The organism is Mycolicibacterium doricum, assembly GCF_010728155.1.
Lineage (GTDB): Bacteria > Actinomycetota > Actinomycetes > Mycobacteriales > Mycobacteriaceae > Mycobacterium > Mycobacterium doricum.
In genome coordinates this window covers 455,933-475,322 of record NZ_AP022605.1, presented here as the reverse complement: position 1 = coordinate 475,322, position 19,390 = coordinate 455,933, and the positions used below count along the sequence as shown (strand labels likewise).

Below are 19,390 nucleotides of genomic sequence, written 5' to 3'. Positions count from 1 at the left end.
GAGTAGGCAATACCTCCGACAGATTGCCGCCCGACTGGCCACGCCGCGCCGTACTCACGCCTGAGCGCGACGGAACAACTCGGCTGGGCGACCCCGCGAGCCGCTCGTCGTCACGCCCGTGGCGTCGAGCTTGGGTTCCATCGCCCGACGAAAGCTGTCCCGCTGCAACGGTGCTCCAGCCACCGCTTCGTGCGCCGAGCGCAGCTCCCGCAGCGTGAACTCCTCCCCCAACAGCCCGTCGGGGTCGGGCTGGTCGGCGTAACGGGACCGGATGTGCTCGACGGCCCGCACGATGATGTCGGCGTGGTCGTACGGCAGCCGGCCGGCGCGGGCTACCGGAACCAGCCGCGTCGCCTCCGGGAAGCGGGAGTCGAGTTGGTCGATCCGCACCACCTGCACGTGCGCGACGGACAACACCCAACCGCGGTCGTCGCGGGCCGGGTCGTCGAACACCTGAAGCTGGCGGGGTCGCAGACCCCGGACGTTGGCCTTGACGCGCAACGACCGGTCGACGGCGTCGGCGAGCCGCTCCCCCTCGTGCAGGAAGGTGCCGGGCAGCGCCCAGCCCGGCCCGTTGGCCCGGCGCACCTCGAGGACCACCAGCCCCAGCGTGTCGTCTCGACTCGGAAGTTGCGGTGTTCTCGTGAGAGGAATGTCGCCTCGAACTCCATGGGTTCCTTTCGCCAGGACGTCCGCGACGGTCGTCATACAGACGACGCCAAACGCCCGCGGTCACGGCGGACCCGCTATGCATAATGCCCGTTTTCGAGCAGTGGCGCCCCATGTGGGTCGAGGAATGAGTCCATCAAGTCAGCAATGCTCAATCGCATGTAGTGGGACAGCGGGACCAGCGTAAGGAGGCTCAACGTGGCTTCTGGTGCCTTGGCGACAACTGAGCCGTCCCTCAAGAGAGCACGGCAGCCATCGTCGCCCATGTCGGTGACTGCGTACCCCTCTGCCACTTGATCAACTGTCCATGGTGCGCGCAAGACGTCCAGCCCAAGTTCGTCTCGAATGACATTCCCGAACCGTCCGATCAGGTATCGCTGCAGGACTTCGTTCGTCGCAGCTATCAGGACAAGCTCCTCGGGGCCTTCGCGAGTTACTCGAGTCAAGCTCACGCGCTGGCCGTATTCGTTGCGGCAGTAGTATCGGATCTCACCACCTGGATCTGACCAGAACACGGTTGCATTCGTCTGATCTGTGGGCGTCACCGAATATCCGGCTCGATTCGCCCAGCTCATCAGTTCGCGGTAAGGGCTGAGCGGGTTCATCGAAGGAGTCCTACCTCCTTGAGTGTGCTCACGGTGACAGGCCTTTCTAACGTATCAAGCACGAGCACCTGAATCCCACCCGCTTCTCGCGCGAAAGCCGGCGCAACTTCGGAGACCTCGACCCTCCATCCCGTCGGCAACTCACTGGACAACAAGTACTGGTGGTAGGGCTGAGTCAGATTGCAAATCGGCAGTGAACGCTGCTCGAATGTCGCTGGCACGCCGTCGGGCATCAAACCAAGGTATTCACCGTCGATTTTGCCGAGCCTGTCGACATGGGCTAAGCCGTCGCCTTGCGCACCGAAGTCGCGCGTGAAAAAGCGCGTCCATGGCGTCATAGACGGCACTAACGAGCGTCCGGCACAGTGGCCGATTCGGACAGTTGCCCGGCCTGGACCAACGTCGACCTCGAGGGCAGTTGCGCCATGGACGTAACTGAGCCCCTCCATCAAGGTCTGTAATTGTCAGGCCTCGCACCGCTACGGCACGTTGAGTCGCCGCGCCAATCCGCCGATGTCGCTGCGATCGATGACTTTCCAACGCGGACAGTCCGGTAAGCCGAAGTCGTCGGGCAGCTCCGTGTTGGGCAGGACGACGACGTGGTCCCAGCGCAGCCGGCCCTGCGTGCAGCGCGGGTCCTTCTCGATGAAGTCGCGCAGCGCGTAACAGGCTTCGCGGGCCTGGCGCACGGGTTCGATGGCGAACTCGCGGCCGCCGCGGACCTGGCGCCAGCCGTCGCCGTCGTGCCAGACCTCGCCGCCCTTGACCTCGATGCACACGATGCCGGCGCCCTCGATGGCCACGACGAAGTCGACCTCGTGATCCTTGAGATGGTCGGTGACGCGCTGACCCGGCACGACGAGATCATTGGGCTCGAGCTGGTCGATCAGCGCTCGATAGGTGCTGCGCTCGGAGCTCTTGAGTAGGGGCTGCTCATCGGGCGTGATGCTCATGCGGCCGGCTTCCCGTCTACGGGTGAGACCACCATGGCTTTGCGCGCCGTCCCAGATCAGACCGCGCGTAGCTCGAAGACCGGAATGACACGGTGCGTCCGTTTCTCGTACTCGGCGAAGCCGGGGGCGCGCTCCTTGACGATCTCGAAGATGCGGTCGCGTTCGTCACGCGGAAGTTCATGGGCAGTGCGCCGGTGGGGCGGCTCGTTCCCGATCTCAACCGTGATATCCGGATGCGCGCGCAGGTTGAACACCCATGCGGGGCTGGAGTCGCGCCCCGCGGCGGAGCCGACGACGTAGATCCTGCCGTCGATGTCGAAGTAGCCGACCAGCTTCTCGCGCTGGGCACCGGACCTGGCGCCCGTGGTGGTCATGATGAGCAGCGGGAAACCCTCGAACGGCCCACCCACCTTGCCGCCGTTGCGACGAAACTCCGCGATGTTGCGTTCGTTGAATTCACGCTCGGACTGGATGTCGTCGGCCATGTTCCGATGGTGACACGACGACGACCGCCGTGATGTCTCAGTGGCGCACACGGCTGGGTTGGCGACTCGGCGAGCATCTCCCGCGCATGGTCCCCGGGCCGTCGGCACTCAGATGATTGCGTCAGCCGAAGGCCAAGCACGTGCCAGCCTTTGGTCCGTGGTCAGCAACATCAGACCGGCGGTATCTGCCAGCTCGACGTAGAGCGCATCGGCCAGTCGGAGCGTGTCGCGGCGCGCCCACGCTCCGACGACCAGGGGCGTGAGACAGTGCCGAGTCACCGGTGCCCGCCGGAGTTCGTCCAGTGCTGCGTCCACCTGCACGACGGTGAGCGCACCGCCGCGCTGCAGTCGCCCAAGTGCCGACAGCACCTCGGCATCGAAGTGCGCCGGTGCATGCATCACCGTCCGCGCCAGTCGCGCTCGCACCGCCGAGTACCGATCACCTGCGCGAGCGAGGAGATCCACCATGGCACTCGCGTCGATGACCACCTGCTCCCGCGGCGCGGATGACGCGCTCATGTTCCAAGTTCGTCGCGGGCGGCGTCGATGGCAGCCAACACGTCGTCATGCCGCGCACTGGTGCTCCTGGCATCCAAGCTCTCAAGCCACGCGTCCGTCGCAGCATCTTCTAGTTCTGCGCGAATCGCGGCTTGAGTCAGCGCCGAAACATTCAATCCGCGCTCTCTGGCCCGCTCCGCCAATTCATCGGGGACGTACACGTTGAGCCGGGCCATACACACAAATCTACACACATATGTCAGCGGCCGCTCGCTCCTCCGCGCGCCTTGCCTTAACCCTACGGAATCCCCTGCCCGAATTTGCCGCATCGGTGAGCACCGTAGCGGTGTTAGTGTGCGGCTAACAGAGAAAAGGGGGCGCGGTGTCGCATCCGCAGCAGCCGCTGAAGACCGACCCAACGGAGCTACGTATGACCGCAGACAAACTCGAGGGTCACGCCGGCGGATTTCGGACAGCGCATCAGGCAGCACAGTCCCGAGCGAGCAAAGCCGCTCTCGGGTCGGGGTCCGCGGCCGCCGCGTTGCCGGGGATGCTGGCGGCCTGGGAAGCCGACGGCGCGAAGTTCGATGAGCATTTCGTCAGACACGCGCGAGGACACCGCGAGGCAGCGGACGCGTATGCGCGCACTGACGCGGACAGCGCGGAGCGAATCGACGACGCGGGTTGAGCGCCCTGAGTTGATTCCATGGCGGCTGAACCTCAAGGAGCTCAAGGATTGGCCTCCCGAGATCGCCGACCTGGCCCAATCAGCGCGTGACGCGGCCGCGAATCACACCGACTCCGCTGACTTCTATCGCTCGCTGATCACGGTGTCCACCTGGGAGGGACGGGGCGCGCAAGCAGCCAGGTCCGCGATGGTGGCCACGGCGAGCGACCACGACGCGGCGGCCGACAGTCTCGGCACCGCGGCGAACCGGATGGACCTTGTCCACCAAGACGCCGAGGATCTCGCCGAGACGATCAAGCGCATCCTCGACGACGACGCCGCCCCGCCGGCGGTGGCCATCGACGAGACCACCAACCAGGTGATCCCGCCCGACACCAGTCACATGACGGAGGAGTACGCCGCAGAGGTCGCCGCCAAGGTCACCGATCTACAGGGGCGCATCACCGCCGCACTCGCCGACGGTGAGCGATTGGACGCCGAACTGGCAGGGGCGATCACCGCCGCCGGCGGTACCGCCGCGCCGGCGGTTAAGTCGGCAGGGTCACTCGAAGACCTACTGCTCCCCCAAAACGGCGAGCGGCGTCAATCAGCACCGGACAGTCTCGACAACGCGCTGGATCAGCTCACCGGGAAATCCGGCGATGAGCCAGCATCACCAAAGCCGGGTGAGGCCGGAGGCAGCCCCGCCGCCGGGCCGCCGCCGCTGGACCCCACGAAGGTCCAGCAGTTCAAACAGCTTGCCGGACACACGATGCTGCGCGACGGTGTTCCGCCGCAGCAGATCGAGCAGCGACTGGATGCGATCGTCGCCGCAGCGCAGAAACCGCTGCCTGCAGCCAAGCCGCCCGAGCGCGGACCGGAACCACCGCCCAGCTTCGCCGACGGTTTCGCCGACGGCTGGTTCAAGACCGAAGAAGGCATCAAAGACCTCGTCGGAGCCAATGGATGGGAGGAGCTCAAAGGCGCCTGGACCGACATGGCCAAGGGCACCTGGGAGCGAGCCACCAACCCCGTCGACTCCTTCACCGAGGAAGTCGAGCATCTGACGAAGTACCCCGAGCACTACCTGGGTGAGGTGGCCGGCGGAACGGCCATCACCGCGCCCGGCGCCGTTCTCGGCGGGGAAGCCGCCCTCGCGGCCCGCGGTGTCGGAGCGGCAATCCCCGACGATGTCATCCATACGCCGAGTGCAACAGGCACAGTCGAACATTCGACTCCGCTCGGGGGGGCGGAGCAACACCTACCCACCATCGGCGATCAACCGACGCTCAGCGATGCGCTACCTGACTTCGGGCAATTCGTCGACACGGGCCCCTACCCTCTTCCAGAGCCATCGCGACTGACAACACCATCGGACGGGGCATTCTTCTGGTCCGGCAGAAGCGTCGACGGCACTGGCATAGGGCCAATTACTGCTGGCGGAAACGGTGGGGCAGATCTAATCGCTCACGGAAGCGGTGCAACGACTTTAGAAAGCCTACTAGAGCAAAATGGTATACAACCGCCGAAGTGGAGCCCGAATGACGTTCATGCCGAGCGCTGGTGGTCCGCCGTCTCGCAAATGTACGCTGAAAACGCTTCTGGCGAGGTTCATGCGGTGATCGGCTCAAATCTCCGCCCAGGCAATGTTTGGGAAAATGTTGAGCTACCGCGCCTCATGGAAAATCCCAACGTCACACAGATCATCGTCATAGACCCCGACACCGGCATCGAAACCACCGTATTCCAACGATAGGATCCTCGCCAGAATGAACGCAGACACGATCAACGAAGCGGTCGTCATCGGTATCAGCGAATCCGCGATACCCCGGGTGGACCGGCAAAAGCTCATCGATCACTACGGAGCGGACGAGGGAAACGTCATCGCCGACCGAGTCATCGAACTAGTTCGGGAAGCGGTTGCGATGCCCATTGATTGGGGAACGATGACCTTGGCCGAAGGCGTCAACGACATCATCGGTAGATTCGGTCAGCGACATCCCGAACTATCAGCCGAGGCGTTGGAAGAGATCGGCCGATGCGTCGGCTGGCAGCTTCGCTGAGTTCACTCGCTGGGTAGCCGGCAGATTTTTCGTGCGTAACAGACTCTCCGGAGCTAGCCGAAGAGAATGGGTGGATGGGTTGGCAGATTCCCACGCCTGTCAAATAAGTGGACTACATGGTCGAGCGGAATCGGCATGGCGAACCTCTCGGTGCCTCCGGGCGGAGACGGCAGCGCGATTGGGTTCACATCAGATGACCATTCCTTCTACCTCAGACATGATGACGAGTGGTGGACGATCGACGTCGTTGACGACCGCGCTCCGCATGTGGCATTAAGCCTCCATGATCTCTTTGTGAACGGGCAGTCGAGAAGAGTTTGCCCGCGAATTGGCAGACCTCTCCACGCACCGTATGCCCAGTCCGATCGGTACGCGGGATATGCCGACCGCGTGGTACTCGGCAAGTGGGCCGGCGAGGGCGATGGATACATAGGGGAAGCGAGGCACAACGGCGGTATCTACTACGACACAGGAAGCAAGGCCTGGAGCGCCACCGGGCACAACCTGAGCAAACCAGAGTTGACGCGCAAGGCTGGCAGGTCAATGCGCAGTTCCTCGAGGGCAGCACAAACTGCATGATTGCACCGCTCGATGCGCCGAACAAATTCGGTCCGCGCGACGCGTCTTTGAGATGGCAGTATCTCACGAAGTTTGCCGCGCGGCGTGATGCGTCTCTCGAAGAGCTGGTCGAGGCTGTGAGTTTCGAGCCGAAGACCAGCGCTGAGCGGAACCTGTCAACCTGAATGAGGCACCGTTGCGCGGTATTTACTGAGCGTCCTCCTCTGGATGGTCGGGTGGGTTGATCCACGAGATTTCGGGGATCTTCGGCGGTTCGGGCGGTTTGCGGACGAACCGTTCCGGGTGTTCGGCGTAGGCGGCGTCGAGTACGCCGGCACGCTTGTCGCGGACTGCCTCGGCCAGCCCGTAGTGAACGTCAGCGGCGGTATGCAGGCCCAGCCCGCTGTGGCGATGTTCATCGTTATACCAACCGAAGAAGACTTGGCAGTGCAATCGAGCTTCCTCGATCGAGCCGAACCGGCCGGGGAAGTCGGGCCGGTACTTCAACGTCTTGAACTGGGCCTCGCTGAACGGGTTGTCGTTGGATACGTGTGGTCGCGAATGTGACTGGGTGACACCGAGATCGGCCAGCAAGAACGTCACTGGCTTGCTGGTCATGGAACTGCCGCGGTCGGCGTGGATCGTCAACTGGTCACGGTTGATCCCTTGCTTGGCGCAGGTCTGGCGGATCAGCACCTCGGCCAGCGCCGCCGATTCGCGGCTGGCGACCATCCAGCCAACGACATAGCGGGAGAAGATGTCCAAGATCACGTACAGGTAGTAGTCGGTCCACTTCGCTGGGCCACGTAACTTCGTGATGTCCCACGACCACACCGCATTGGGGGTGCTGGCCACCAGTTCGGGTTTCACCTTCGCCGGATGTGCTGCCTGGGCGCGGCGCTCACGCACCTCGCCGGCTTGGCGCAACAGCCGGTAGAACGTCGACTGCGAGCCCAGGTAGACACCTTCATCGAGCAGGGTGGCCCACACCTCAGCCGGTGCGAGGTCGGCGAACCGGTCGCTGTGCAGCACATCGAGGATGGCCTGCTGTTCGGCGGCACTCAGCGCCCGCGGTTGCCGCCGCTGACGGTGCGGGATGGGCTCTGGCCGCGCCGGTGGCGGGCTTTGCCGGTGGCGCCGGTAGTAGCTGGCCTGCGACGCCCCGACAGCTTCGCAGGCAGCTCGTATGCCCAGCTGCGGCGCCAACTCCGTGACGGCCTGATCAGTCACGGTGTCCACCTCGGATCGGTATCCGCGCTTTCGGAGAGCGTCTCCAAGAGCGCGTGCAGTTTGCCTGGACATCCACCACGGCGCGGGTCTTGGCCAGCTCCTGCTCCTGACAGCCTTGGCACCGCGGCGAGCCGGATGGAAACTGTCCACCAGGACGCCGAGGATCTCGCCGAGACAATCAAGCGCATCGTCGACGACGCCGCCACCCCTCCGGCGGCGGCCATCGATGAGACCACCAACCAGGTGATCCCACCCGACACCACTCACATGACAGAGGAGTACGCCGCGCAGGTTGCGGCCAAAGTCACCGATCTACAAGGGCGCATCGCCGCCGTACTCGCCGACGGCGAGCGAATGGATGCCGAACTGGCGCGTGCGATCACCGATGCCAGCGGGGAAGCTCAGCCGGCGGTGAAGTCGGCAGACTCATTGCACGATCTGCTACTCCCCCAGGACAGCGACGGGGACGAGCTTGACGATCTTCGGCACCGGCCCTTGGCCGCGCACCTGGCCGTTGCCCAGCACGACAAGGTTGCGTTGGCCCTGCCATAACCGGTCGACCGCATGAATCGCCCTGGTTCTGGTGGAGGCTCTGATGTGCCGCGGGTTCGGCAACGCGGGTTCAGCGCCCTGACTTGATCACATGGCGCTGAACTCAAGGAGCTCAAGGAGTCGGCCTCCCGAGATCGCCGAGCTGCCCAATCAGCGCGTGACGCCACCACGAACGACCCCCACTCCGCTGACTTCCATCGCTCGCTGATCACGGTGTCCGCTTGGGAGGGACAGGGCGCGCAGGCGGCCAGGTCCGCGATGGTGGCCACGGCGAGCGACCAGACGCGGTGACTGACAGCCTTGGCACCTGCGGCGAGCCGGATGGAAACTGTCCACCAGGACGCCGAGGATCTCGCCGAGACAATCAAGCGCATCGTCGACGACGCCGCCACCCCTCCGGCGGCGGCCATCGATGAGACCACCAATCAGGTGATCCCACCCGACACCACTCACATGACAGAGGAGTACGCCGCGCAGGTTGCGGCCAAAGTCACCGATCTACAAGGGCGCATCCGCGACGACACTGGAATCGACCATCTCGGGCGCAAGGGCAAGCAGCTATGTGAAGTTCACAAACGAACACAATCAGCCAATTAACCTCGATGGCAAGCCAGGCACACGGGCGGAAACGCACATACCACGGAACCCCGATGGCTCGTATTCAATACCGAAAGGCTGGCCGTGAAAAACCTTGAGCTAGAAGGAAAAGAACTCCAATCGGTGTTGGTGAACTACACGGTCAGGATGCAACTGGCAGACGTCCACTTCATCGTCATCGAGTCACCGTTCACGGTCGTCGTCGGAGACGACGTCATCTCCCTTTCACCTGAAGAAGACGCCCAAGATGCGTTTCAGCCTATTCATCAGCTAGTGGGACAAACAGTCGAAGAAGCCTTCGCCGACGAGGCAGGTGCCCTCAGTGTCAGGTTCAGCGGCGGGGCTCATCTATCGGTGAAGCCCGATGCAGCCTATGAAGCATGGAGCGTGTCCGGGCCGGACGGCGCGCTCGTTGTCAGCACACCGGGCGGCAAATTGGCTGTGTGGAGTGCCAAAAAGCCGGCCGACGGAGCGTCGGAGTAGAGATTCGCCGGAGACGTCGGACGCTGCCATGAATGCTCACTTTCGCTCCTCGGCAAGGATTACAAGGCTGTTATCGACGCAATACTGGCGCGACGCAGCCCTGCCCTTCTCGAGCAAGTCCTGCAGTCCACGTCAGTGGCGCGTTCGGATGCCAGGCAGATCGTCTCAATTTTCAACGACGAGCCACCGACCACCTAGATGAGAACTGGGAGGCGCGGTACATCGTTGTCGGTGACTAGTCAGGTGTCGGTTTTCTTCAACGTAATGAGGAACGCGTGTCAGCTCCGGTCGGAAGTGAGCAGGTAGTTCCGGACCGGAGCAGGGCCGCTCAGGATTCGACCGGCGCTGACACGAGCGAGGCAAAGTAATCACCGGTTGGGCGAACAACAGCGCCGGGACAGGAGGAGCAGGTGGATAGCGACTTCGGGTTTCTGGGCACCGGTCAGGCTGAGATGCTCGGTGAAATCCTGACGCGGCGAAGCCCTGATCTTTTAGCACGTGTACGCCGGTCCGGTTCGGTGACTCGTTCCGAAGCCGAAGAAATCATGTCGGCGCTCAGCGACGAACTGACCGACAACCTCGACGATGACTGGGAGCCGACCGGCTATGGACGCGAGGTGAGCGCGGTCCTCGCGCAATTCAACGCCGCTCGAATCAGCAAGTGGCCATGAAGACGGACCGACAGAGCGAAAGGCACATCCGCCACGACGGTAGGTAGAAGCGATCGAACCGCGGCCGAGTGGGATCGGTGACTCGTGACGACTACAGCCAGTAACCTGCGCCTGCGTCTACCTCGACGACAGCATGTTATCGGCATCGTAGACGAACCAGGCACCGACCGGATGTACTGCTCTGAGCGCGGGTCGCCGTGTTCGCGTCAGGCGGTGCTGTTCGCGCAACTGTCCCTGAGACATTCCGCACGCGTGGTGGCTGGTGCACACCCTCGGCCTCAATGACGACCGCGTCTGGAGCTATCTCGCCAAGGCCTACGGAAAGCTCGACCTCATCGCCGCACTGCCCGCTTACGCCGGGCTGGTCGAGCGTGAACTGGCCGTGGCGGATGCGGGGAACTATCAAAGTACAGCAAGGCGTTCGAAAATGATGCGGCGACTGAGACTGCGACGCAGATTTGTCATCGCCGGAAAGGACCAGGTCGCAGGCCTCATGCAAGGGCCCATCGCTTGCGGTCGGGCGTACCCCGCAGTCGTCCAGGGCATCAAGGCTGACGACGAAGCCGGGCGCGACCGGCGCCAGGATTCCCGCGAGCTTTGCGATGTGCCTAGCCGAACTGTCCTGGAAACTCCCGAACACCCGCTTGCCCATCCACGCCTCGGCCTCGTTGATGCCCGCGACCGGATCGAGTTCGGGAACCCGAAGAGCCCCGGCGCATCGGACAACCGAGGCGTTCGGTGCGCGACGACGCCAATCAGACGAGGCCAGCGGCCTGGACAAGCAGGAAGCCCGGCAGGAACACTGCCAAAGCCACTGGCGCAGCGACCAATCCGATCAACATCCCTCGCCCTACTTGCCCGGCGACTCCAGGGCGCGACCGGAGGACTGCCGCGATTGCGAGATCGATCAGCACGAACGGCAGGACAAAGATGGCGAGGGCGAACCACGGCAGAAAATACCAAACGGCAGCAGTCTCGACGAAAAGGATGTTCACCAGTGCCGCCACGAACGTGACGGGTCCATAGGACGACGCGAGCGGTTGCGGCACCCGTGAAGTCACCACGCCAAGATCCATAACCCGTAGAGCAGTCCACCCACGAGGACAACCGCATACGACCCGACGACGCCGAGTGCGATGCCGCGTGCACGTGAAGAAGACGATCGGGCCAGCAGGAGAGTGATCCCTGCGCATAGGAGGAAGGCGGCGCCGGCACCGGCTACGAAGAGGACGACTGCTCCGGTACCAGGGAACCACTTCCCCAGCAGCCAGGTTGTCACGATGACGAGCGCCAGGACCAGCTGGGTCGTGAGCGGCGCCGACCATGTAGCCGTGGACCAGACCCGTGAGTCCTGGCCATTGAGTCGCGCGAGTGCTGTCATGTCGCCTACCTGATCACACTGGAGTCACGCCCGGCGGCAACGGGATCGACGGAAGCCGTGATGGGTCAGTCGTGGTCCCGAACTCCGTCCACGGCAAGGGGGATTGGTACATCGTAGTCAGGATTCCACCCTCCGGAATCGAATGGTGCGAACGCGCTGCCACCGGCCCCGACCTCGTGGTGCTGTGGGAGATTCACCATCGGTCCGGTCGAGTTACCGGCAATCGCCGCATCGATGAGCACCGTCCGAGACGAACCATCGGGGAAGTCCTGATACACCTCCATGGAGGGGTAGTCGGTGCACGTCCCGTCGACACGGACGCCGTCGGCCGTGGGAGTGAAGACGAGATCACCGTTGACCCTCCACGGATTGTTCACCATTGGCCATGGTGGGTCCTTCGCAATGTGGGGAGCAAAAGGGTTGGCGGCATCGTATTTGATGCGGACCGCACCGTCGTCGGTCTGCTGCACCACAGCTTCTGGTATCCCCACTTTGACCTGGCCGGGTCCGCCGTCGGGAGTGAGCTCGACGGACGGATTCTGTCGCATCACGACCGAGGGTTTTGGTCAGCCCAATGGCTTCCAAAGCGGCAGCCGGCGGGGTCCACATTGCGGGATGAATTCCAGCGGGATCCCTGCAAAGCCACCTTCGTGCCGGTTGCTGGGAAGGCGGCCCGACCATCAAGGCCAGTAGGCACTCGAGCACATCACCGAGTTACTTGAGAAACTCCACGAGGAGCGTTCGAGCAGGCTCGACTCGAAGGCCCCAACCACCCATTCAGGATGTCCATACGCACGCTGCATAACGACGCGCGCCGCGTCAACGAACTCGAAGCTGTGATCGTTGACGTCATCCGCGGCGTGGCGGCACTGGAGCTCAAGCGCAAAGGCGGAATCCGCAGCGCCTTCTTCACGCCGGGTAAAGTTGACGAGTAGGCGACGGGACGTCATGGCGTAACCTCACCCACTACCGGCTGCGCTGCGTCATCCTCGCCGAACGGATCGATGCACTCTGAAACCGAAAGAGCGGCTTATCGTGGAACGCCACGGTCGGTCCCCGGCTGCATGAAGAGGCGCTCGTCGTGTTCGTGTCGGCGACATGAATCCGCGAAGTCTCGCGCTTGGTCTAAGTCGCCACGCAGCGCCTCATACTCCTCGTCGCTGAGCTTGTAATACTCCATGTAATCGATCATCTGGTTGCTAACCGGTATTGCCAAATAGTAAAGACCTGATTCAGTTTCGACGCCCAGCGAGTAGCGGTCTAATCTTGATACGAAGGCCTTCTCGAATTTCACTGTTGTCACCTTCCATCAAGGTCTGTAATGTCAGGTCGCCAGGAGGTACGTCCGCACCATCGATCACCGCTTCAGGCATCCCTGTCGGTAGGAACCCGCCTGGCATCCTCTGATCATTGGCACCGGCTTCATTCCCTGAGGGTATTCGTAAGTCGAAGTTGGTTGGTTCGGGAACGTCTACGCGTACCACCCCATCGGTGTGGAAGTATCCGTCCGGCAGTCCGAGCGCTCGCTCCAACGCGCGACGGTCGCCACCGGTGGCCTCCATGAGGTTATCGAGTTCGCGAGTCGGAAAGACGAAGGCAATACCCGTAACCGGTATCAACGCGACACGGCGCGGCGATGGTCAAAATGGCACCAAAAGCCTCACGCGGAAGTCCGAACGTGAGAATTCGTGCACGTCGACTGCGGGGTGAGCCCATAGGCTGTTAGCTATTGGCGCAGCCGTCGGGGGAGCCGTGGATCACCTGGAAGTAGACGTTGACGAGGCGTACAACATCTCGCGCGCGGTCGGCAATGATGCCGAGGAGCTTCGCGAAGAGCTAGCGAGCCTGCAGCACGCGTGGGACATCTTGTCACGCGGTTGGACCGGCGCCGCCGCGTCGGCGTACTGGTCTATCTGGGATGAGTGGCGGGAGGGTGCCACCACCCTGGTGGACTCGCTCGCCGAATCCTCGCGCAACCTTGGACACGCCGCCGCTCGATACGCCGAGCAAGACGCGGCATCCGCGACGGCGTTGGAGTCGACGGACATGGATCTGGGGCTTTGATGCGCTACCGGGTCGAACTGGATGAACTGCTGGCATTCGTCGACAAGCTCCAATCATTCGAGCGGCGCGCCGAAGCCATCGCTGATCGAGTGGACTGCCAAGTGGCCGACCTGCACACCACCTGGTCCGGAGAGGCGGCCGCCGCGCATCGCGCTCAGCACGACGAATGGGTGTCCGGTGCGACGCAGATGCGGGAAGCGCTCGCCGAATTGCGGCAAGCGGCAGAGCACGCCCATCGCAACTACACCCATGCCGCGCAGCTCAATCGGGACATGTTGACGTGACGCAGGACGTCGATCCGGAGACTTACTACGCGGTCGGCAAGGGACTATTCGACAAAGCCGGCAAGCTATACGACGCGTTCGCAGTGAATGTGAACCTTCTTGGTGAGACGGGTTCCATGGCCGGGTCCGACGATGCCGGCACGGCCTGGGCAGCCTCCTACGACGAGCGCGCAAGCGAAGTCCTCGGAGCCGCCAACGATCTGGTGAAGGCCCTAGAGAACTATGGCGGCGTCATGATCCAGGCGGGTTACAACCACGCTGTCGCGGAACACGATTCGGCCCCTGGCAATCAAGCGCCGATGCCGTCGAAGCCTGCCGACCGTGCAAGCGTCGACGGCACGCTCACAGCGCCACCATCTGCGGGCGGGCCAGGCGAAGGACTCCTGGACGACTCCATCGGGTTGGTGTCGCAGGTCGGCGTACCCGTTCCGGATGGAGATACCGACAAGGTCGCGAAGGCGGCGGATGCGTGGGATCGCCTGGCGACGGTGCATCAAACCGAGATGATCGTCGAAGGTTTGGACGTCGACTCCCGCACCTTCGACGATACGCATTCTCCTGAAGTCGAGTACATCGTGCGAGACCTTGAGGAGCTGCGCGAAGCCGCATCAGCGATCCTCAACGGATGTGCCGAACTGGCTGAGTCATGCCGCCAGTACAAGTCAGCGCTCGAGGACCTACGGACTCAACTCGAAGACATCCTCGACGAGCTGGCGAAGGAATTGGCGGTTACAGCGGCCATCGCGGTTGCCGCGTCGTTCGTCTCCTTCGGTGTCGGAGCGGTCGCAGGTACGGCCAAGGCTGCACACTCGATCACCAAGTACGCACAGATGATCACCGGAGCGATTGCCTCGTGGAAGATCTCGAAGAACATCAGTAAGGGTGTCAAGAAAGTTCACGACATCGCCGGGGTCCGCCAGAAAATGCAGCGCATCAAGAACCTGGGCCGCAAGGGCAAGCCAGAAGGAAAGCCACCGCCAGTCCGGAACCTGGGCGACCTGTTCAAGAGCCGGACACCGAAAGCAAGCGAATTGGAGGGCTATGCGACTTCACAAGGTTGGACTAAAACTCAGTCGCCCGGTGGACCGCCGAAGTACGTCGACGAGAACGGTATTGTCCGAATGACGATCAAGGAGGGAAGTCCACGCACTCCCGGTAGCGAAGCACCTCACGTTGAGCTTCGGGACGCGACCGGTCAGCGAATAGACCCGAACGGAAACCCCGTGACGAGGCGAAGCGAAGGCAACCACACTCCGATCGAGTGGGATTGGTGAATCGTGATCGACTACAGCCAGTTCCCCGGCTTGACCGGCGTCTACCTCGAGGACAGCTACGTCATCGGCATCGCGGAGGCGCCCGGACAGCTCACCTTCAAGCTGGATGCAGTGTTGACTCCCGAAAGCCCCGCGTACCACCCTCCGCAACCCGGTGAGCAATATTGCTACGCCTTAGGAACCCTGACGTTTGCAGGCGCTTCTCGGATCGAATGGGAGCGACGCACCACCGCTCGCTACACCGATGCTGACGGCGAAGAGGACCTTGGAAACATCGACATCGTCGCGGTCGACGGCGAGGCACTCCTTGTCGAGGGCGACTGGGGCAGAGTTCGGATTGTCGGGGCGCAGCCGCAGTTCGAAATGACGGCGGTCGTGTAGGAATCATTGAACCCTAGAGAAGTCCAATTCTCCCTTACAGACAGGCCCTTTCGCATATCTACACGCCATCACGGGCAACGTTCCACGAAAAATCCGGGTTAGGGATACGCTCCGTATCCGCCCACGAAATCCGAGTCGCAGCCGTCGTTACGCCACCGCCGCTCGCGACGCCAAATAAACCTCCGTGGGCATAGGAAGACGCAGATGCCACGTGATGGCGATCGGCCGATCACCCTCATGCGACACGTAGTCGGCAGGGCCGAGGAAGATGTACGGGGTTGGCCCCAGTGCGTTGGTCTTGTTCTCCCGGACGAACAGCAAGATGTGCGAACCGCGTTCGCGGTGCTGAAGGTACCGCTGACCAGTGGGCGAAACTGCTGATGTCGTGGACTGCGACTCCCAATGGAAGAGCTCGCGGTTCAACGCGTAGTCGCGATACATCGTGGTCGGCGAATAGTCCGTGTCGGTCTTCTTCAGCGTAATGAGGAACGCGTCGGCGTTGACCTCCGGACACCAGGCCACTCCCTCGCGCATGGTACTCGGTGAGCGTCCCTGTGCCGTCCAGCCGAGCGCTGCAAGTATCTCTTCCCTCGAGTAGCTCGCGTGCAACGCGAGTGGAACGTCGGCAAGAGCGGGGGCGAGCTCGACCAATGGCCGGGCAGTGCGGTGAGCGGTACCGAAGGCTATGTCAATCACCTCACGCATCTCGTCGGTAACCGGTTCGCCGTCGATAGCAGTCAAACCCTCTGTTGCGTCGGTGAACTCCCCTCCGTCGGGGAAGAGGCTGTAGAACAACATCGCGGCAAGACGCTGCTCGGCTACACCTGCAGCCTGTTGGCCGTCGAGGAGTGCCGTGTACGCGTCTCGGCGAAGACGGTCATCCAGGTGTGCGAGCGCCCGCACACGCTTGACGAGACGATGCTCGAGCGGACCTTCCGAAGCCGTCAGCTTGCCGGCGGCACGGCGAAGTGCTGTCCACGATCGGTCCGTGCGTAGAACGTCCTCCAAGCCGCGGCCAGAGGCGTCGAGGAAGTCGGCAAGATTGTCGTTGGGATGCGCGCGGACCTCCAACACCAGCGCGGGCCATCGGGGCGCCACCTGCTGGCGGATGTTCTCGAGGACCAGTCGCTGAGCGACGGCGTCCAGGACGATCTGGCTGCCCGACGGCAGAAAGGGGAACCCATTTTCGACCTGACGCGCCAGCTCTTTCCGGCTGGCGCCGGTGAGCGCGCGGAAGCGTTGATCGAAGCGGAATTCGCGTCGTTGATGGCCGACGAAGTCGAGCGCGGTTAGGACCGTCTTCCCTCTCGTAAGGCGCAGGCCACGACCAAGCTGCTGCAGGAATACGGTGGCGCTTTCCGTCGGGCGCAGGAAGAGCACCGTATCGACCTCCGGAATGTCCAGGCCTTCGTTGAAGAGGTCGACGGCGAAGATGACGTTGATGTGCCGATTCCGCAGTGCCGTCAGAGCGTCTTGTCGCTCGACCGCTGGAGTGTCTGCGGACACTGCTTGCGCGGGAATGCCGGCGGAGACGAATCGTTCGGCCATGTAGTGAGCATGTTCGACGCTCACGCAGAAGCCGAGGGCGCGCATCGTGCCGATATCGGCGATCTTGTCCCGCAATTCCTTGAGCACGATGCGGGTGCGGGAATCGTTGCCGGTGTAGACGTTACTCAGCGCTGACAGGTCGTATCGGCCGCGCTTCCATTCCATCGTCTGAAGATCGGTGTCGTCGTAGACGCCGAAATAATGGAAGGGGCACAACAGGTTCTGCTCGAGGGCATCCCACAGGCGTAATTCCGCTGCCACGCGGCCATCGAAGAACTGTCGGACGTCGACTCCGTCCGCGCGTTCCGGCGTGGCGGTAAGTCCAAGTAGTTCGACGGGTTCCACATGCTCGAGCAACCGCCGGTACGACGCGGCTTCGGCATGGTGGAACTCATCGATCACGACGACATCGAAGTGGTTGGGTGCAATCGTCGAGAGCCGGTCGGCAGACAGGGACTGAATACTGGCGAAGACGTGGCGCCACTGTGTCGGATGGTCTCCCCCGACTAAGAGTTCACCGAAGGTGGGCTCCGTGAGCACCTCTCGATACATGCGCCGCGCCTGCTGAAGGATCTCCTTGCGATGGGCGACGAAGAGCAATGTCAAGTCGCGGTTGTGGACCTCGCGCGCAAGCCGGCGATAATCGAGCGCGGCCATAACGGTCTTACCGGTGCCGGTTGCGGCGACGATAAGGTTTCGGTGGCGTCCGTGGAGGACGCGCTCCGCTTCGAGTTCCTCCAGCATCTCGGCCTGGAAGGGCTTCGGATGGACCTCTAGCCCGGACAGCGTGACAGCGACGCCCCCGCGTTCGCGCCGGCCAGACGCGACGTCCAACGCATTACGGAGCCGAGTGCCGTCACCGACTGGGTCATACAGCTCGAATTCGCTGTTATCCCAGTAGGAGTCGAAGGTCAGTCGGAACTTGTCGAGTAGATGTGGTGTTGCCACAGCCGACAGTCGCACGTTCCACTCAAGTCCATCGACCAATGCGGCATGCGAGAGGTTGCTTGAGCCGACGTAGGCGGTATGGAAGCCGGTGTTGCGGCGCAGCAGCCAAGCCTTGGCGTGTAGCCGCGTGCGGTCGGTCTCGTAGTTGACGCGCACCTCGGCGCCGAAGTCGTTGACCAATGCGTCCAGCGCACGGGCGTCGGTCGCGCCGAGATACGTCGTGGTGATCACGCGCAGTGGCACGCCACGGCGGCGCAGCTCGGTCAGTTCACGTTCTAGCAGCCGAAGGCCGTGCCACTTGACGAAAGCGCAGAGCAGATCGACGTGGTCGGCGCTGACGAGTTCGGCACGCAGCTCCGCGGCCAGCGTGGGCTCGTTGCGAGCGTTCGTCATGAGTGCGGCATCCGAAAATGGCGTGGCGGGCCGCAGTACCGGTGTGTGGTCGAGCGCGGTTGCGCTAGCGACTTCCTCAAGCCGGGTCAGCTTGCCAGGCTCAAGCGGGTGCAGCGCTTCTCCCCCGGCGTCAGGCAACAGTTCGAGGATGCGTCGCGCCAGTGTTGTGCGCTCCTCAGTGCTGCCGATGGCCTGCAGCGCTCGTTCAATGCTCGGTGCCAGGTGACGGGTGATGCTCAACGCCTGCTCGGCAGAGTCGACGGCGCCGTACGCCGGGCGAAGGTCCGATGCCTGCCCCAGCTGCCCATAAAGCTTGTCGGTGAGCAGCGATTCGTACATCCCGAGTTCCACAAGCGGCACGTTAACGGACGGGACATACAAGTGTGCAGCAATGCTGATTGGGTTTACGCCAGCGGTTGCCTCGGCGCCGCCCGAGGGAAGGGCAAGCCCATGACGCCGGAGCGCCTCAGTCGACTTCGAACAGTCCTGGCAACACTCGCCGACTCGCCAATCACCACGCTTGAAGCACGCCCCATCACCACCAAACGAGTCCGCAGCGGCGGCATTGCGCTTCATGCGTCGAGCCCCCTCGCGCAGAATCTTTCCCAGCTCGGCACGGAGACGGCGAATTCGGCGCCAGCGGCAGCGAAGGCGGCGGCGACCGGCGAAGTGCTCTATCGCATGGTCGTGCCGGCGAAGGTGGCGGCGCAGGTGAGCAAGGGTTGGTCAGCCCAATGGCTTCCCGAGCGGCGGCCGGCGGGGTCCACAAGTTCGCTGATGACTTCGAGCGGGATCGCTGCACAAGCCACCTTCGTGCCGGTTGCTGGGAAGGCGGCCATTGTGGGCACAACCACCGGCTCGGCCGGTACGGCCGGGGTGGCGACCGCGGGGGCGCTCACGGTGGCAGCGCCGCTTGTTCTTATGGCGTTGGCCGTCGGAGCAAGCGCGTATGCCGACCATCAACGCCAGCAGGCGCTCGAGCACATCACCGAGTTACTTGAGAAGCTCCACGAGGAGCGTTCGAGCAGGCTCGGCTCGAAGGCCCCAACTACCCATTCAGGATGTGCATGGGCACGCTGCATAACG

The 19,390-nt window shown here is 63.1% G+C and carries 26 protein-coding genes and 3 pseudogenes; 15 read left to right on the top strand and 14 right to left on the bottom strand.

What is annotated here, in order from left to right; genetic code table 11:
* Nucleotides 1–54: 54 nt before the first annotated feature.
* The 7 genes and pseudogenes from G6N07_RS02420 to G6N07_RS02390 all read right to left on the bottom strand — a co-directional run bounded on the left by G6N07_RS02420 (nucleotide 55) and on the right by G6N07_RS02390 (nucleotide 3,446).
* On the bottom strand, nucleotides 55–708 hold the full coding sequence (locus tag G6N07_RS02420; protein WP_235849724.1) for an NUDIX hydrolase: 654 nt from the start codon (nucleotides 706–708) through the stop codon (nucleotides 55–57).
* 38 nt (nucleotides 709–746) lie between these two features.
* Nucleotides 747–1,274: an Imm61 family immunity protein gene (locus G6N07_RS02415; protein WP_085190425.1), complete on the bottom strand. Its 528-nt coding sequence runs from the start codon at nucleotides 1,272–1,274 to the stop codon at nucleotides 747–749.
* Entirely contained in the window at nucleotides 1,271–1,612 is a 342-nt protein-coding gene (locus G6N07_RS02410; RefSeq protein WP_163784058.1) for a TNT domain-containing protein, read from the bottom strand. Before G6N07_RS02410 ends, G6N07_RS02415 begins: the two co-directional genes overlap by 4 nt.
* Nucleotides 1,613–1,765: 153 nt before the next feature.
* Nucleotides 1,766–2,227: pseudogene (locus G6N07_RS02405) on the bottom strand (nuclease-related domain-containing protein); the annotation flags it as partial.
* A gap of 56 nt (nucleotides 2,228–2,283) precedes the next feature.
* Complete coding sequence (locus G6N07_RS02400; protein ID WP_085190429.1) at nucleotides 2,284–2,712, bottom strand: nitroreductase/quinone reductase family protein; 429 nt, start codon at nucleotides 2,710–2,712, stop codon at nucleotides 2,284–2,286.
* Between the two features lie 108 nt (nucleotides 2,713–2,820).
* Nucleotides 2,821–3,231: a type II toxin-antitoxin system VapC family toxin gene (locus tag G6N07_RS02395; protein ID WP_085190431.1), complete on the bottom strand. Its 411-nt coding sequence runs from the start codon at nucleotides 3,229–3,231 to the stop codon at nucleotides 2,821–2,823.
* Nucleotides 3,228–3,446, bottom strand: a complete 219-nt coding sequence (locus G6N07_RS02390) for a type II toxin-antitoxin system CcdA family antitoxin (protein ID WP_085190432.1) — start codon at nucleotides 3,444–3,446, stop codon at nucleotides 3,228–3,230. Before G6N07_RS02390 ends, G6N07_RS02395 begins: the two co-directional genes overlap by 4 nt.
* 194 nt (nucleotides 3,447–3,640) lie before the next feature.
* Between G6N07_RS02390 and G6N07_RS02385 the strand changes: the two genes are divergently transcribed.
* A complete protein-coding gene (locus G6N07_RS02385; RefSeq protein ID WP_099050206.1) occupies nucleotides 3,641–3,898 on the top strand; it encodes an ESX-1 secretion-associated protein in 258 nt (85 codons plus the stop codon).
* A gap of 123 nt (nucleotides 3,899–4,021) precedes the next feature.
* Here G6N07_RS02385 and G6N07_RS02380 read toward each other — a convergent pair whose 3' ends face one another.
* Complete coding sequence (locus G6N07_RS02380; RefSeq protein WP_133055533.1) at nucleotides 4,022–4,237, bottom strand: hypothetical protein; 216 nt, start codon at nucleotides 4,235–4,237, stop codon at nucleotides 4,022–4,024.
* Here G6N07_RS02380 and G6N07_RS02375 point away from each other — a divergent pair.
* The 4 genes from G6N07_RS02375 to G6N07_RS02360 all read left to right on the top strand — a co-directional run bounded on the left by G6N07_RS02375 (nucleotide 4,230) and on the right by G6N07_RS02360 (nucleotide 6,683).
* Nucleotides 4,230–5,633: an endonuclease gene (locus tag G6N07_RS02375; protein WP_133055534.1), complete on the top strand. Its 1,404-nt coding sequence runs from the start codon at nucleotides 4,230–4,232 to the stop codon at nucleotides 5,631–5,633. The two genes, G6N07_RS02380 and G6N07_RS02375, sit on opposite strands and share 8 nt — an antisense overlap.
* A gap of 13 nt (nucleotides 5,634–5,646) precedes the next feature.
* Nucleotides 5,647–5,940 carry a hypothetical protein gene (locus G6N07_RS02370; RefSeq protein ID WP_085190434.1) on the top strand — a complete coding sequence of 98 codons (294 nt, stop codon included), beginning with the start codon at nucleotides 5,647–5,649 and terminating at the stop codon, nucleotides 5,938–5,940.
* 135 nt (nucleotides 5,941–6,075) lie between these two features.
* Entirely contained in the window at nucleotides 6,076–6,519 is a 444-nt protein-coding gene (locus tag G6N07_RS02365; RefSeq protein ID WP_133055535.1) for a hypothetical protein, read from the top strand.
* On the top strand, nucleotides 6,516–6,683 hold the full coding sequence (locus G6N07_RS02360) for a hypothetical protein (RefSeq protein WP_163784056.1): 168 nt from the start codon (nucleotides 6,516–6,518) through the stop codon (nucleotides 6,681–6,683). Before G6N07_RS02365 ends, G6N07_RS02360 begins: the two co-directional genes overlap by 4 nt.
* A 22-nt stretch (nucleotides 6,684–6,705) precedes the next feature.
* On the opposite strand, the pseudogene G6N07_RS02355 reads toward G6N07_RS02360, so the two are convergent.
* Nucleotides 6,706–7,719, bottom strand: a pseudogene (locus tag G6N07_RS02355) (IS3 family transposase); the annotation flags it as partial.
* Between the two features lie 144 nt (nucleotides 7,720–7,863).
* On the opposite strand from G6N07_RS02355, the gene G6N07_RS02350 reads away from it, so the two are divergent.
* The 4 genes from G6N07_RS02350 (at nucleotide 7,864) to G6N07_RS02335 (ending at nucleotide 10,031) form a co-directional block, all read left to right on the top strand.
* Nucleotides 7,864–8,280: a hypothetical protein gene (locus G6N07_RS02350; protein WP_085190439.1), complete on the top strand. Its 417-nt coding sequence runs from the start codon at nucleotides 7,864–7,866 to the stop codon at nucleotides 8,278–8,280.
* Between the two features lie 300 nt (nucleotides 8,281–8,580).
* On the top strand, nucleotides 8,581–8,877 hold the full coding sequence (locus G6N07_RS02345) for a hypothetical protein (protein WP_163784054.1): 297 nt from the start codon (nucleotides 8,581–8,583) through the stop codon (nucleotides 8,875–8,877).
* 84 nt (nucleotides 8,878–8,961) lie between these two features.
* Complete coding sequence (locus G6N07_RS02340) at nucleotides 8,962–9,360, top strand: DUF6188 family protein (RefSeq protein WP_220096634.1); 399 nt, start codon at nucleotides 8,962–8,964, stop codon at nucleotides 9,358–9,360.
* Nucleotides 9,361–9,770: 410 nt separating this feature from the next.
* Nucleotides 9,771–10,031 (top strand): HU family DNA-binding protein, encoded by a 261-nt coding sequence (locus tag G6N07_RS02335; RefSeq protein WP_085192552.1) that lies wholly within the window; start codon nucleotides 9,771–9,773, stop codon nucleotides 10,029–10,031.
* A gap of 755 nt (nucleotides 10,032–10,786) precedes the next feature.
* Here the strand turns inward: G6N07_RS02335 and G6N07_RS02330 are convergent.
* The 3 genes from G6N07_RS02330 to G6N07_RS02320 form a co-directional block, all read right to left on the bottom strand.
* Nucleotides 10,787–11,107: a hypothetical protein gene (locus tag G6N07_RS02330; RefSeq protein WP_085192551.1), complete on the bottom strand. Its 321-nt coding sequence runs from the start codon at nucleotides 11,105–11,107 to the stop codon at nucleotides 10,787–10,789.
* Nucleotides 11,089–11,412 (bottom strand): hypothetical protein, encoded by a 324-nt coding sequence (locus G6N07_RS02325; protein WP_133055576.1) that lies wholly within the window; start codon nucleotides 11,410–11,412, stop codon nucleotides 11,089–11,091. The genes G6N07_RS02330 and G6N07_RS02325 overlap by 19 nt, the downstream gene beginning before the upstream one ends.
* A gap of 65 nt (nucleotides 11,413–11,477) precedes the next feature.
* Nucleotides 11,478–11,960: a hypothetical protein gene (locus G6N07_RS02320; RefSeq protein ID WP_163784052.1), complete on the bottom strand. Its 483-nt coding sequence runs from the start codon at nucleotides 11,958–11,960 to the stop codon at nucleotides 11,478–11,480.
* Between the two features lie 234 nt (nucleotides 11,961–12,194).
* Between G6N07_RS02320 and G6N07_RS20075 the strand changes: the two genes are divergently transcribed.
* On the top strand, nucleotides 12,195–12,347 hold the full coding sequence (locus tag G6N07_RS20075) for a hypothetical protein (RefSeq protein ID WP_235849906.1): 153 nt from the start codon (nucleotides 12,195–12,197) through the stop codon (nucleotides 12,345–12,347).
* A 95-nt stretch (nucleotides 12,348–12,442) separates the two neighbouring features.
* Here the strand turns inward: G6N07_RS20075 and G6N07_RS02310 are convergent, their stop codons facing one another.
* Nucleotides 12,443–12,706 carry a hypothetical protein gene (locus G6N07_RS02310; RefSeq protein WP_085192311.1) on the bottom strand — a complete coding sequence of 88 codons (264 nt, stop codon included), beginning with the start codon at nucleotides 12,704–12,706 and terminating at the stop codon, nucleotides 12,443–12,445.
* A 458-nt stretch (nucleotides 12,707–13,164) separates the two neighbouring features.
* On the opposite strand from G6N07_RS02310, the gene G6N07_RS02305 reads away from it, so the two are divergent.
* The 4 genes from G6N07_RS02305 to G6N07_RS02290 are packed head-to-tail and all read left to right on the top strand — an operon-like array spanning nucleotide 13,165 to nucleotide 15,415.
* Nucleotides 13,165–13,476 (top strand): WXG100 family type VII secretion target, encoded by a 312-nt coding sequence (locus G6N07_RS02305; protein WP_085192312.1) that lies wholly within the window; start codon nucleotides 13,165–13,167, stop codon nucleotides 13,474–13,476.
* The gene (locus G6N07_RS02300; RefSeq protein WP_085192313.1) at nucleotides 13,476–13,760 is read left to right on the top strand and encodes a WXG100 family type VII secretion target; all 285 of its coding nucleotides are present in this window, start codon (nucleotides 13,476–13,478) and stop codon (nucleotides 13,758–13,760) included. Before G6N07_RS02305 ends, G6N07_RS02300 begins: the two co-directional genes overlap by 1 nt.
* Complete coding sequence (locus G6N07_RS02295; protein ID WP_085192314.1) at nucleotides 13,757–15,034, top strand: WXG100-like domain-containing protein; 1,278 nt, start codon at nucleotides 13,757–13,759, stop codon at nucleotides 15,032–15,034. Before G6N07_RS02300 ends, G6N07_RS02295 begins: the two co-directional genes overlap by 4 nt.
* A 3-nt stretch (nucleotides 15,035–15,037) precedes the next feature.
* Nucleotides 15,038–15,415 (top strand): hypothetical protein, encoded by a 378-nt coding sequence (locus G6N07_RS02290; protein ID WP_085192315.1) that lies wholly within the window; start codon nucleotides 15,038–15,040, stop codon nucleotides 15,413–15,415.
* A 147-nt stretch (nucleotides 15,416–15,562) separates the two neighbouring features.
* Here G6N07_RS02290 and G6N07_RS02285 read toward each other — a convergent pair whose 3' ends face one another.
* Nucleotides 15,563–18,655 carry a DEAD/DEAH box helicase gene (locus G6N07_RS02285; RefSeq protein WP_085192316.1) on the bottom strand — a complete coding sequence of 1,031 codons (3,093 nt, stop codon included), beginning with the start codon at nucleotides 18,653–18,655 and terminating at the stop codon, nucleotides 15,563–15,565.
* A gap of 99 nt (nucleotides 18,656–18,754) precedes the next feature.
* On the opposite strand from G6N07_RS02285, the pseudogene G6N07_RS02280 reads away from it, so the two are divergent.
* A pseudogene (locus tag G6N07_RS02280) lies at nucleotides 18,755–19,318 on the top strand (hypothetical protein); the annotation flags it as partial.
* Between the last annotated feature and the right edge of the window lie 72 nt (nucleotides 19,319–19,390).

Bases quoted from the DNA above. Each gene is read 5' to 3' on its own strand.
- G6N07_RS02390 (WP_085190432.1), bottom strand. From the start codon at position 3,446: ATGGCCCGGCTCAACGTGTACGTCCCCGATGAATTGGCGGAGCGGGCC.
- G6N07_RS02325 (WP_133055576.1), bottom strand. From the start codon at position 11,412: ATGACAGCACTCGCGCGACTCAATGGCCAGGACTCACGGGTCTGGTCC.
- G6N07_RS02410 (WP_163784058.1), bottom strand. From the start codon at position 1,612: ATGACGCCATGGACGCGCTTTTTCACGCGCGACTTCGGTGCGCAAGGC.
- G6N07_RS02380 (WP_133055533.1), bottom strand. From the start codon at position 4,237: ATGGCCACCGCCGGCGGGGCGGCGTCGTCGTCGAGGATGCGCTTGATC.
- G6N07_RS02395 (WP_085190431.1), bottom strand. From the start codon at position 3,231: ATGAGCGCGTCATCCGCGCCGCGGGAGCAGGTGGTCATCGACGCGAGT.
- G6N07_RS02385 (WP_099050206.1), top strand. From the start codon at position 3,641: ATGACCGCAGACAAACTCGAGGGTCACGCCGGCGGATTTCGGACAGCG.
- G6N07_RS02415 (WP_085190425.1), bottom strand. From the start codon at position 1,274: ATGAACCCGCTCAGCCCTTACCGCGAACTGATGAGCTGGGCGAATCGA.
- G6N07_RS02350 (WP_085190439.1), top strand. From the start codon at position 7,864: ATGGAAACTGTCCACCAGGACGCCGAGGATCTCGCCGAGACAATCAAG.
- G6N07_RS02365 (WP_133055535.1), top strand. From the start codon at position 6,076: ATGGCGAACCTCTCGGTGCCTCCGGGCGGAGACGGCAGCGCGATTGGG.
- G6N07_RS20075 (WP_235849906.1), top strand. From the start codon at position 12,195: ATGTCCATACGCACGCTGCATAACGACGCGCGCCGCGTCAACGAACTC.
- G6N07_RS02420 (WP_235849724.1), bottom strand. From the start codon at position 708: ATGACGACCGTCGCGGACGTCCTGGCGAAAGGAACCCATGGAGTTCGA.
- G6N07_RS02320 (WP_163784052.1), bottom strand. From the start codon at position 11,960: ATGCGACAGAATCCGTCCGTCGAGCTCACTCCCGACGGCGGACCCGGC.
- G6N07_RS02370 (WP_085190434.1), top strand. From the start codon at position 5,647: ATGAACGCAGACACGATCAACGAAGCGGTCGTCATCGGTATCAGCGAA.
- G6N07_RS02400 (WP_085190429.1), bottom strand. From the start codon at position 2,712: ATGGCCGACGACATCCAGTCCGAGCGTGAATTCAACGAACGCAACATC.
- G6N07_RS02300 (WP_085192313.1), top strand. From the start codon at position 13,476: ATGCGCTACCGGGTCGAACTGGATGAACTGCTGGCATTCGTCGACAAG.
- G6N07_RS02330 (WP_085192551.1), bottom strand. From the start codon at position 11,107: ATGGATCTTGGCGTGGTGACTTCACGGGTGCCGCAACCGCTCGCGTCG.
- G6N07_RS02360 (WP_163784056.1), top strand. From the start codon at position 6,516: ATGATTGCACCGCTCGATGCGCCGAACAAATTCGGTCCGCGCGACGCG.